Annotated in this window: 7 protein-coding genes; 2 read left to right on the top strand and 5 right to left on the bottom strand. The window is 71.5% G+C overall.

Translation table 11 applies throughout. From position 1 onward, the window contains the following. Positions 1–4: 4 nt before the first annotated feature. The 5 genes from ACFWV3_RS14785 to ACFWV3_RS14805 all read right to left on the bottom strand — a co-directional run bounded on the left by ACFWV3_RS14785 (position 5) and on the right by ACFWV3_RS14805 (position 8,823). The gene (locus ACFWV3_RS14785; protein WP_382411667.1) at positions 5–451 is read right to left on the bottom strand and encodes a hypothetical protein; all 447 of its coding nucleotides are present in this window, start codon (positions 449–451) and stop codon (positions 5–7) included. A gap of 183 nt (positions 452–634) precedes the next feature. After that, entirely contained in the window at positions 635–2,890 is a 2,256-nt protein-coding gene (locus tag ACFWV3_RS14790; RefSeq protein ID WP_382411668.1) for a cellulase family glycosylhydrolase, read from the bottom strand. Positions 2,891–3,081: 191 nt separating this feature from the next. After that, on the bottom strand, positions 3,082–5,058 hold the full coding sequence (locus ACFWV3_RS14795; RefSeq protein WP_382411670.1) for a TIM-barrel domain-containing protein: 1,977 nt from the start codon (positions 5,056–5,058) through the stop codon (positions 3,082–3,084). A gap of 62 nt (positions 5,059–5,120) precedes the next feature. Beyond that, on the bottom strand, positions 5,121–6,116 hold the full coding sequence (locus ACFWV3_RS14800) for a LacI family DNA-binding transcriptional regulator (protein ID WP_382411672.1): 996 nt from the start codon (positions 6,114–6,116) through the stop codon (positions 5,121–5,123). Positions 6,117–6,132: 16 nt separating this feature from the next. Then, a complete protein-coding gene (locus ACFWV3_RS14805) occupies positions 6,133–8,823 on the bottom strand; it encodes a glycoside hydrolase family 3 C-terminal domain-containing protein (RefSeq protein ID WP_382411673.1) in 2,691 nt (896 codons plus the stop codon). 241 nt (positions 8,824–9,064) lie between these two features. On the opposite strand from ACFWV3_RS14805, the gene ACFWV3_RS14810 reads away from it, so the two are divergent. Both ACFWV3_RS14810 and ACFWV3_RS14815 read left to right on the top strand, forming a co-directional pair. Next, a complete protein-coding gene (locus tag ACFWV3_RS14810; protein ID WP_382411674.1) occupies positions 9,065–11,290 on the top strand; it encodes a rhamnogalacturonan lyase in 2,226 nt (741 codons plus the stop codon). A gap of 36 nt (positions 11,291–11,326) precedes the next feature. Further along, positions 11,327–12,292, top strand: a complete 966-nt coding sequence (locus ACFWV3_RS14815; RefSeq protein ID WP_382411675.1) for an acetylxylan esterase — start codon at positions 11,327–11,329, stop codon at positions 12,290–12,292. Positions 12,293–12,418 lie beyond the last annotated feature (126 nt).

Genomic DNA, 12,418 nt, shown 5'->3' on the forward strand with positions numbered 1-12,418 from the left:
CGACCTAGGCGTACGGGTTGCGGCCCGAGAGCCCGCCGACCTTGCACGGCCCGTTCGACGCGTCACGGCACACGACCACACCGAGGTAGGTGATCGAGTCACCGCTGATCGACCACGACAGGTTGTTGTACGTCGTGTAGTCCTCCTTGTCGCAGCCGGAGTAGTCGTACCGGTGCGTCGGCGTCGTGTCCGGGTACAGTGACCCGTTGTAGAACAGGAAGTACGCGTACACCGGCTTGGCGTCACAACCCCAGTCGGACACGATCAGGTCGATGTTGCCGATCGAGCTCCGGCCGGTCCAGTCGAACGACGCCCCGGCGTACCCGTAGTCCTGCCCCGAGTAGATGAAGTCGCTCACGGCGGCACCGGCGGGCGGCGTGCTCACGGCGACCACCGACAGCGCGACCGCGACAGCGGCCGCGACCCGGCTGACCATCTTCCAGCTTCGCATGGCGGAATTCAACAATGCCCGGCACAGCTCGAAGAAGCCTTTGCACCACAGCGCAATACCCGCGTCAGGACGCCGCGGCCGGACAACAAGTCGTGCCCCGGCGTGCTCCTCCGGAACCGCGTGAGCAGCACAGCAACAGGCTGCCCGCATTCGGGCAGCCTGTTGAGTCGTTCGAACCCGTGCTCAGCCCGTGGTGCAGGCGCTCCCGTTGAGCGTGAACGACGTCGGCGCCGGGTTGGAGCCGCTGTAGGTGCCGTTGAAGCCGATGCCGGTCGACGCGCCCGGTGCGAGCGTGCCGTTCCAGCTCAGGTTGGTCGCGGTCACCGCGGCGCCGGACTGGGCGAGCGTCGCGCCCCAGCCGGGCAGGGTGACCTTCTGGCCGTTGGCGTAGCTGAAGGCCAGCGTCCAGCCGTTCACGGCGCTCGTCCCGGTGTTGGTGATCGTGACGTTGGCCGTGAAGCCGTTGCCACCGCCCCAGTTCTGCCCCGAGTACCCGACCTTGCACGTCCCGCTGCCACCGCCCGCACTGGTCGTGGCGGACACGGTCCCGGACGCCGACGAGACGTTGCCCGCCGCGTCCTTCGCCCGGACCTGGTAGCGGTAGGTGGTCGACGGCGTCAGACCGCTGTCGGTGTAGGTCGCCGACGTGGTCGAGCCGATCACCACGAACGACCCGCTGCCGGCCGCCCTGAACACGTCGTAGCCGGTGACGCCGACGTCGTCGGTCGACGCCGACCAGCTCAGGGTCAGTCCGGTGGACGTGATGCCCGACGCCGTCGGAGTGCCCGGCGTGGAGGGCGCCTGGGTGTCACCGCTGCCGCCGCCGTAGATGGTGGCTTCCTTCGAGGTCGCCCTGATTCCGTTGGCGCCGTTGAGGATCCGCTCACCCCACGACGTGAGGCTCGCCGGGTCGAACGAGTTCGTCATGTCGAGGTAGGCGACGTCGCTGCTGTTGCCGCTCCACGACCAGCCGAGGTACCCGAGCCCGCGGGCCTGCGCCTGGGCCATGATCGTGTCCTCGTCCGGGTCACCGTCGCTGTGGTTGTGCCCGAACTCCCCGACGACCAGGGGCAGACCGGCCGTCCGGAACGCGTCGAAGTAGGCGTTGACCTTGTCCGCGGTGTTGTAGACGCCGTACATGTGGATGGAGAACACGGTGTTGCGCTGCGGGTCGGCGCCGAGCACCGAGGCCGCGTTGTCGCGCATGACGTTCCCCCAGTCCTGACCCCACATCGGCGCGTCCACCATCAGCAGATGCCGCAGCCCGGCGCCGCGCAGCCGGCTGATCGCGCTGCTCGTGGCGCTCGCCCAGGTCGCGCTCACCGAGGCGTTGTTGCCGAACGGCTCGTTGCCCAGGTTGATGACGACGTGGTTCTCCTGGCCCTGCAACGCACTGGCCACGCCGATCCAGTAGGTCGCCGCCTGGTCGAGCGTCGCCGCGCCGCTCTGCTCGCCGTACCCGGTGGTGTCGTGCGCCTCCAGCACGCAGATCAGCCTCGACTGCTTGCACAGCGAGATGACGGTCGAGACCTCCGCCGCCGAGGTCGGACCCCACCGCTGGCCGCTGCCGAGCACGACGCGGACCGTGTTGGCGCCGAAGGACTTGATGTCCGCGAACGCCCTCGTCTGCGACTGGTACCAGACGTGCGCGTGGTTCACGCCGCGCATCACGAACGCCGAGCCGTTGGCCTCGACGATCTTCGTTCCCTCGACGTGCAGCCCGGTCGCGGCCGGCGCGGACCCGAGCGCGGCCACGACCGCCGGGTACCAGCGGGCCTCGATCTTCTGGATGCCCGTGGAACTGTTGGGGTGCACGCCGTCGGAGGTGTCGGTGGCGGTGTCGAAGCCCGTCCACTGGTCGACGACGGTGATCGGCGAGGCCGAGGTGCTGTTCGCCCGTGCCCAGCCGGGGATCGCGCTGTTCAGGTCGACCACCCGCTGCGCGCACGCCGAGCAGCTCGACGGCGTCATCGGCAGGATCTGCGCCACGACCAGCTTGATCGACGGGTTGCTCGCCCGCATCTGGCCGAGCATCGTGCTGTAGGCGCCGAGGATGGTGCTCGCCGGGATGTTGCTCCACACGTCGTTGGTGCCGAGGTGCATCAGCACGATGTCCGGCCGTGCCGACGAGAGCCAGCCGGGCAGCTGGTTGTCCCGCACGATGTTCGTGGCCAGGAACCCGCCGTGGCCCTCGTTGTCGCCGTCGTAGGTGAAGCCGCAGCCCGGTGCCGGCAACGAGCCGACGAAGTCGACGTCGGTGTGGCCGGTGTCCTGCAGGTGTTTCCAGAGCAGCGCCCGCCAGCAGCCCGGTGAGCCGGTGATGGAGTCGCCCAGCGCCATGATGCGCGCCGGGGCCGCGGCGTTCGCGGCGGGAGCGATGACGGCGCAGGCCACGAGGAGCAGGCCCGCCACCACCGCCCGGAGTGTTCGCAAGGTCACGACGACCTCCTGGGAAATGTTTCGCCGTAGTGAATGTCCGATTTCCGGGAGCGCTCCCAGAAACGGACCCTAGCCAGCCGATGACCGGACGGCACCGCCGGTTGGCCCACCGCGGCATCCTGTCCGCAGCGGACAACCGCACGACGTCGGCTTGTCCTGCCGGACAAGCGCCGGGAGCGGGCCCCGGCACGTCAGGCTCGCGGGCCTCCGACGGGGAGGTCCGCGCCGTCGCGCAGGAACAGCGGGATGCGGTCCAGCGGTGCGGCGACCCGCACCGTCTTCCCACCCGCGACCGTCTCGCCGGTCCACGCGTCCGTCCACTCAGGACCGTCGGGCAGCAGCACGTCGCGCTCGCTCATCCCGGCGGCGTACACGGGTGCCACGAGCAGGTCGGGACCGAGCAGGAACTGGTCGTCGACGGCCCACGCGGCGTCGTCGTCGGGGAAGTCGACGAAGAGCGGCCGCATCGGCGGGACACCGCGCTCGTGGACGACGCGCATCTGGTCCATCAGGTAGGGCCGCAGCCTCTCGCGCAGCCGCATCAGCTCGCTGATCAGCTCGTAGGCCTCGGCGCCGTAGGACCACACCTCGTTGGGACCACCGGTCATGTGCGGGCCGAGACCCGTCCCCGGCTCGCGGTACCCGTGCAGGCGGAAGAGCGGGCAGAACACGCCGTACTGGAACCACCGCACGATCAGCTCGCGGTACTCGGGCGACTCGGGGTCGCCGCCGTGGAAGCCGCCGATGTCCGTGGTCCACCAGGGGATCCCGCTCAACGCCACGTTCAGGCCGGCGCGGATCTGCCGGCCCAGCGCGTCGAACGTGGCCGGGATGTCACCGGACCACAGCGCGGCGCCGTAGCGCTGGCTGCCGGCCCACGCCGACCGGCAGAGCGTGATGATCTCCGTCTCGCCCTCGGCGCGCATGCCGTCGTAGAACGCCCGCGCGTTGTCCGCGGGGTAGGCGTTGATCACCTCGAGGCCGGGTCCGGCGTGGGTCAGCAGGTTCTGCGGCGTTCCCGGCTTGAGCTCCGGCTCGCACGCGTCGAGCCACCAGACGCGGATGCCGTGCCGGTGGTAGTTCTCCCGCACCTGCCCCCAGACGAACGCGCGCGCCTCCGGGTTCGACGGGTCGTAGAACGCCACCCCGACGGCCTTCGCCACGCCCTTGTCCGGCCAGTCGGCGTGCACCGGCGGCCCCTGCTCGGTCGCGAGGAACAGGCCGCGGTCCAGCATCGTCCGGTAGTGCTCGGACAGCGGGCTGACCGACGGCCACACCGACACCATCAGCTTCACGCCGAGCTCGTCCAGCTCCCGCACGGCCGCGGCGGGATCGGGCCACTCCGCCGGGTCGAACCGCCACTCCCCCAAGTGCGTCCAGTGGAAGAAGTCCACGACGATCACCGACAGCGGCAGGCCTCGCCGGTGGTGCTCGCGGGCCACCTCCAGCAGCTCCTCCTGCGACCGGTAGCGCAGCTTGCTCTGCCAGAACCCGGCCGCCCACTCCGGCAGCACGGGCGGGTGCCCGGTGACGTCCGCGTAGCGTTCGAGCACCTCGGCGGGCTGCCCGGCGGTGACCCAGTAGTCGATCTGCCGCGCGCTGTCGGAGACCCAGCGGGTGCCGGTCCTGCCGAGCTCGACCCTGCCGACCGCCGGCGTGTTCCACAGCAGGCCGTAGCCGCGGCTCGACACCAGCAGCGGGATGCTGACCTCGGCGTTGCGCTGCACCAGCTCGACGACGGCGCCCTTCTGGTCCAGCAGGCCGTGCTGGTGCTGGCCGAGCCCGAAGAACCGTTCCCCCTCGTAGGAGCGGAAGTTCTGCTCGACGCGGTGGTAGCCGTTGCCGGTGGCGGTGAACAGGCGCGGGCCCGGCCACCAGAAGTGGATCGGTTCCTCGGCGAGCAGCTCCTGCCGCGTGTCCTCGCGGAGGAACCGCACGACACCGCCACCGAGCTCGACCCGCAACGTGCCGTTGACCAGCACGGCGGAGCCGTCGCCGATCTCGCACCGCGGCCGTCCGGACGGGCGGTCGACCAGGGCGCCGCGGATGCCGTCGCGGACCACCGCCAGGCCCACCCGCACGCGCACGCTGTCGGGTCCCCACGCCTCGACCCGCAGCACCTGGTGCCCTGCGCGCCACTCCAGGCCCTGGGAGATCTCGCGGAACATGCCTCACCTCGTTCTGTCGAAGCGCTTCGATGACGTCTGCGCCGAAACCGGCGCGAGGCCGGTCAGCGGGGTGCCGTGCTCACGCGGCCGACGAGCTTGGGCGCCAGCAACGTCAGTGGCGGCGTCTGCCGGCCGTCGAGCCGGGCGACGAGCAGTTCCACTGCCTGACGCCCCAGCTCCTCCGCGGGCAGCTGCACCGACGTGAGCTGGAGCTGCTCGGCGTACTCGTCCGGGCAGATGGCCACGACCGCCACGTCGCCGGGCACCTTGCGGCCCAGCGCGCGCAGCCCCGTGGTGACCCAGCCGAGCGCCGCCTCGTTGTGCACGACCAGCGCGGTCATCGCCGGCTGCGCGCGCAGCATCGCGCGCAACGAGGCCAGCACCGACTCGTAGTCGTCCTCGGCGGGCAACGCCGTCGAGGCGATCCCCCGCCGCATGGCCGCCGCGCCGAACCCCGCCATGGTCCGTTGCGCGTAACCGGTGTTGCGCTGGTAGACCACGCTCGGGGCGCCGAGGAACCCGACGTGGCGGTGCCCGAGGTCGGCGAGGTGGTCGACGCACCGCGCGCCGGCCGCCTCGAAGTCCAGGTCGACGCAGATCAGCCCCTTGACCGCGGCCGGGCGTCCGATGAGGACGGACGGCTGGACCATCTGGCGCAGCAGCGGGACCCGGTCGTCGTCCAGTTCCACGTCCATCACCAGGAACCCGTCGGCCTGCGCGCTGCCCGCGACCCGCCGCAGGCCCTCCGCTCCCTGGTCGGCCGTCACCAGCAGCACGTCCATGTCGTGCCGGCGCGCCGTCGTGACCACCGCCGTCACGAACCGCATCAGCACGGGCAGGTGCACGCCGGGACGCAGCGGCAGCACCAGCGCCACCACGTTCGCCCGGTTGCTCGCCAGCGCGCGAGCCCCGGCGTGCGGGTGGTAGCCCAGCAGGCGGATGCTCTCCCTGACCCTCGACCGGGTCTGCGGCGAGATCGACCGCTTCCCGGTCAGCACGTACGAGACCGTGCTCGGCGCCACTCCGGCGTGCCTCGCCACGTCCGCGATGGTGACCACACCGGCACCTCCGGGTTCACGTTCGACCGATCTCGACTGAGGCGAGCCGGAGGCCGGGAGAGCCGAACACGACCACGACGTCGTGCACCCCCGGATCCAACGTCGCCGGTACGCGGATGTCCTGCCACGCATGGGGATCTCCGGCGGGCACGGTGAACGCGCACCGCTCCTCGCCGCCGGTTCTCAGCACGATCTCGCCGCCCGCGCCCGTGACGCGCGCGGTGCAGTGGGTGGCGAGCTCGTCCACCAGCACGTCGCCGAGCCGGATCCACGCGCCCGCCTCGGTGCTCTCGACGACGGTGCCGCGCTCCGGGGTCTCGTCGGACAGCACGATCCCGGCGCAGTCGTCGAACAGCTCGGCGCGGAGGTGCTCCCCGCGCAGGCCGACGTCCTCGCCGATCACCCTGACCTCGGTGCGGGCCCGCGTCCAGGGTCCGATCCACAGGTCGTGCACGGCGGTCTCGACCACGGGCCGGTCGCCGACGACGTCCCAGTGCCAGAAGTCCGCGCCGTTCAACGGGAACCGGACCACCCGGCGCTCCCCCGGTTCGAGCGGCACGCGGCCGAACGCGATCAGCCTGCGCGCGGGCTGGGCCACGCGGGACTCCCGCTGGCTGCCGTAGAGCTGCACGACCTCGGCACCGGGCCGGTCGCCCGAGTTGGTGACCTCGACGGAGACCTCGAACCGCTCGCCCTGCCGCACCGACGCCGACGACGTCGTCAGCGGGCCGTAGGAGAACCGCGTGTAGCTCAGCCCGTGGCCGAACTCGTAGAGCGGGTCGCCCTCGAAGTACAGGTAGGTGGACCGCGACCCGATGACGTCGTGGTCGAGCAGGTCCGGGAGCTGGCCGGTGCCGCGGTACCAGGTCTGGGTGAGCCTGCCGGACGGCGACACGTGGCCGAACAGCACCTCGGCGAGCGCGCGGCCGAGCTCCTGGCCGCCGTGCGACGACCACAGGATCGAGGGGACGTGCTCGTCCTCCTCCACCAGCGCGTACGGGTAGCTGCTGACGACCGCGAGCACGGTGCGCGGGTTGGCCCGCCGGACCGCGCGGACCAGGTCCGCCTGGCGCTCCGGGAGGTCGAGGGTCACGCGGTCCTGGGTCTCCCGGCCGTTGATGTGCGGGTCGTTGCCCACCACCACGATCGCGACGTCGGCGGCCTCGGCGAGCGCGACCGCCTCGGCGATCCCACGCCGTTCGACCTGCCACCGCGCGGCCTCGTCCGCGGTCTCGACGAACCGGTCCAGGGCCAGGTAGCGGCCGAGCACCGCGTTGCGCAGCAGGCAGGTGCCGTCGTCGAGACGGGTCAGCTCGAAGAGCTCCCGCACGTCCCAGCCGCCCGGCGTCGTGCGCTCGGCGACCACGGCTCCTTCCGGTGATGAGGCCAGGTAGCGGCCCGTGCGCACGTCCCGCAGGGTCACCACGCCGCCTCCCCACTCGGCCAGGTCGTAGACGCGGTCGCCGCCGACCGGCGAGATCCTGTCGAGGCCTTCCGCGAACGTCGTCTCTCCACTGTGGAGTGACGTGATGCCGTCCAGCGGAGTCACCGAATACGGGAGCGTGCCGCTGTACCAGTCCTCGAACAGCGCGTTCGCGTGCGTGCCGATTACGGCGAGCTTCCCCGGCCGTTCCAGCGGCAGCAGGGAGTCGTTCTTGAGCAGCACGATCGACTGCCTGGCCGCCTCCAGCGCCAGCGCGCGGTGCTCGGGGCTGTCGATCACGTCCTCGGTGACCACCGCGAACGGGTTGCCCTCCGGCGGGTCGAACTCGCCGAGCCGGAAGCGGAGCGCCAGGAGCCTGCCGACCGCGCGGTCGACGTGGTCCTCGCTGATCAGCCCGCGTTCCAGTGCCGCGGTCACGCTCCGGACGGTGGCCGACGGGTCGGCGTCGTGGTCGGTGAAGCTGTCCAGGCCCGCCCTCAGCAACGCGGCGTGCGCCGTCACGTCGTCGGGGTGGTAGGCCTGCACGCCGGCCACGTTCGACGGCGCCCCGGCGTCGCTGACCACCGCCACCTCGCCCCAGCGGCGCAGGTGGTCCTCGATGTGCGGCGTGAGGTGCGCCGGGCGGCCGTTGACGAGGTTGTAGGACGGCATGACGGCCACCGCCGCGCGCGCCTCCACCGGCCCGCGGAAGCACGGCAGCTCGTACTCGTGCAGCACGCGGGCCCGCACCGACGACGACGTGGTGCACCGGTCTGTTTCGTTGTTGTAGGCCAGGAAGTGCTTCAGCGTCGGTGCGGTCCGGAGGTACACCGGATGGTCGCCCCGCAGGCCACGCGCGTACGCGGTGCCCATCACCGACGTGAGCAGCGGATCCTCGGAGTAGCCCTCCTCGTTGCGGCCCCAGCGCGGGTCGCGCAACGGGTTCACCACCGGCGCCCAGACGGTGAGGCCGTGCGCCTCGGGGTCCTTGTGGTGGAAGCCGCGCGCCTCGGTTCCCGTCGCGGCACCGACCGCGCGCACCAGCTCCGGGTTCCACGTGCTCGCCAGGCCAATGGCCTGCGGGAACACCGTCGCGCGCCCGAGCCAGGCCACGCCGTGCAGCGCCTCGGTCCCGGTCCGGAAGGCCGCGATCCCGAGCCGGGGCACCGCGGGCTGCCACTGGTGCAGCATCCCGATCTTCTCCGCCGTCGTGAGCCGGTCCAGCAGGTCCGCCACCCGGCGGGACACCGGCAGGGCGCGGTCTCGGAAAGGCGGTTCTTCCACGGTGGAGGCACGCCCTTCCCGTCCTCGGGACTCGTGTCGAATCGCTTCGACCGGACCTCGTGAACGTGGCACGGCCCACGACAGGTCGTCAAGGCGCGCGACCGCCGTTTCGACGCGTTCGACGGACTTCCCGTCGAACGGCCCGCTCGTTCGACACTTCGCTTCGGAAAGCGCTTACCTCGTTATGGCACAACACGTTCACCTCTTGCGTCAACGGGCCGGAAGGGTCATCGTAGCCGCCGTGGACCTGCGCAGAGTCGTCCTGCTCCCGCTGGTGGTCCTGGCGCTGGCCGCCGGACCGCCGCCCGCGTCCGCGCACGGCGAGCGCCTCGACCGGGGCCTCGTCGCGGTCACGGCGGCCGACGGCGTGCACCTGAGCTGGCGGTTGCTCGGGCACGAGGCCACCGGGGCCACCGCGACGGGTCTCGCCGGACCGGACTTCGCGGTCTACCGCGACGGGAAGCGGATCGCGACGGTCCGCGACAGCACGACGTACGCCGATCCGGCACCGGTTCCGGGCGCGCGGTACCAGGTCGCGCCCGTCGTGCGAGGCATTGCTCTCGGGCGCGGCAGACCGGTGACGCCGTGGTCGTCGACGTTCCACGACCTGCCGTTGCGCAAGCCGGCGGACGGGGTGACGCCGGCCGGTGAGGCCTACACCTACTCCGCCAACGACGTCAGCGTCGGCGACGTGGACGGCGACGGGCAGTTCGAGTACGTCGTGAAGTGGGATCCCTCCAACTCCAAGGACGTCTCGCAGGTCGGCTACACCGGCCCGGTCCTCCTCGACACCTACCGGCTCGACGGCACGTTCCTGCACCGGATCTCACTGGGCGTGAACATCAGGGCGGGCGCGCACTACACCCAGTTCCTGGTCTACGACTTCGACGGCGACGGCCGCGCGGAGCTGATGACGAAGACCGCGCCCGGCACGAAAGACGGCAGCGGCAGGTACGTCACGATGCCGCGCGAGGACGTGCGGGCGGGCTACTCCCACACCGACGACTACCGCCTGAGCGCCGACGGCTACCGCACGCACCTGGTCACGATGTTCCGCGGCTGGCAGGCGCACCCCGAGGTGGTGGCGGGGCACTGGCCGGCGACGCTGGAGCAGGCGTTCGGGATCGAGCCGCGGTACGCCTACCCGTTGTCCGAACAGGACGCGGCGGCGCTGGCCGACCACTTCCTCGACGTCTACGCGCCGAGCCGCAGCGCCAACAACAGGCTGCGCGACTTCGCCGGGTTCATCGTCGACGGCCCCGAGTACCTGACGGTCTTCGACGGTGCCACGGGACGGGAGCTGCAGACCGTCCGCTACGAGCCCGGCCGCCACGACGACGGCCTGATGTGGGGCGACTACGCCATGCCGCGCATCGAACCGGGCAACCGCGTGGACCGGTTCCTGTCCGGTGTCGCGTACCTGGACGGCGCACGTCCGTCCGCGATCTTCGCCCGCGGCTACTACACCCGCTCGACCGTCGCGGCGTACGACTGGAACGGCAGGCGGCTCACGAAGCGCTGGCTCGCCGACAGCGGCTGGGTGCCGATGCCGAACCCGTTCGACGACACCCCGCACGGCCGGGACGGCACGAACCCGAGCCATGCCCGGCTCACCACGCAGGGCGCGCACTCGTTGAGCGTCGCCGACGTCGACCACGACGGCCGGCAGGAGATCGTCTACGGCGGCGCGACCCTCGACGACGACGGCTCGCTGCTGTACAGCTCCACCGGTGTGCTGCCACCGGGCAGCGCGGAGCCCGGCGCCACGGTCCGGGTCGGTCACGGTGACGCCCTGCACGTCACCGACATCGACCCGGACCGACCCGGCCTGGAGATCTTCATGGTCCACGAGGGCGCCCGCGGTGCCCCCTACGGCTACGCGCTGCGCGACGCCGCGACCGGCGGGACGATCTACGGCGCCTACTCGGGCACGGACACCGGCCGCGGCATGATCGGCGACGTCCGCCCGGACGTGCGCGGCATCGAGACCTGGTCGTCCATGCCGGGCGGCTCCGACTCCGGCGGCCTGTGGAGCGCCTCGGGCACGCGCCTGGACACCCGCTCCCCCGGCACGAACATGAGCATCCGCTGGGCGGGCGACCTGACCACGCAGATCGTGAACGGCGCACAGGACGTCACGCCGACCATCGACGACTGGCAGCGCGGCACGCTGCTCACGGCGTCCGGCACGCGGGCCAACAACGGCACCAAGGGAACCCCGTCGCTGGTGGCGGACGTGTTCGGCGACTGGCGCGAGGAGCTGGTGGTGCGCACGCAGGACAGCACGGCGTTGCGGTTCTACCTGAGCACCGAGCCGACGACCCGCAAGATGTACACGCTGATGGCCGACCGCCAGTACCGCGTGGAGGTCGCGCGGCAGCAGACCACCTACAACCAGCCGTCCTATCCGGGTTTCCACCTCGCGTCCGACACGGACTTCTCGCGCGTTCCCCTGCCGCGCCGCTGACAGGTACGTTCGTCCGACCAGCGTGGGAGGAGAGACGTGCCCGTAGTCGACATGCCGGAAGAAGACCTGATCCTGCACCGCGTCACGACGCCGGAACCACCGGACCTCGACGAGTGGTGGGCGGGCCAGCTGGCGGCGGCCTCCGCGGCGGCGACGCCGGTCTCGCTGACACCGCACGAGCCCACCCTGTACGGGCCGCTGTCGGTGTACGACGTGGAGTTCTCCGGCGCGCACGGCCACCGCGTCCGCGGCTGGTACCTGCGTCCCGCGGGTGAGGAGCCGCTGCCGGTCGTCGTCACGTACATCGGCTACGGCGGCGGACGCGGCGTGCCCACCCAGCACACGTTGTTGCCCAGCCTGGGTTTCGCGGTGTTCGTGATGGACAGCCGCGGCCAGGGCGGTCGCTGGTCGGTGGGCGCCACGGCCGACGCGGGAGCCGGTACCGGCCCCGAGCACCCCGGGGTGATGACCAAGGGCATCTCCCACCGCGACGACTACTACTACACCCGGCTCTTCCTCGACGCGGCCCGGGCGGTGGAGGTCGCCGCCGAACTGCCCGGCGTGGACCCCGACCGCATCGCCGTGACCGGCGGCAGCCAGGGCGGCGCGCTCGCACTCGCCGCCGCCGCGCTGAGGCGCGACCTCGTCAAGGTCTGCCACTCGGACGTGCCGTTCCTGTGCGACCTCTGGCGCGCGATCCGCATCGGGACCACGCCGCCGTACACGGAGATCAGCGACTTCCTCGCCCAGCACGACACCCTCGTGCCGGTCGCGCTGGCGACGCTGCAGTACGTCGACTGCGCGCTGCTCGCCCGCCGGATCACCGCGCCGACGTTGTTCAGCGTCGGCCTGATGGACGAGACGTGCCCACCGTCCACTGTGTACGCGGCCTACCACGAGGTGAGCGCGCCCAAGCAGATCACGGTGTCACCGTTCGGCAAGCACACCACGCCCACCAGCCACCTGGAGACGCAGCTGCGCCACCTCCGCGTGCACCTGTAGAGCGGCGGGGGACGGGGGGTTCGGGGCCCCCCCCCCCCCCAGCGGGGAGAAGACCCCGTTCGGAGGCTGGTTTTCTTCAGTTTTCTTTTCCGCCCCCCCGAGCCAGTACTCCCGCTCCTCTACCCA

The organism is Lentzea sp. NPDC059081, from assembly GCF_042738015.1.
Classification (GTDB): domain Bacteria; phylum Actinomycetota; class Actinomycetes; order Mycobacteriales; family Pseudonocardiaceae; genus Lentzea.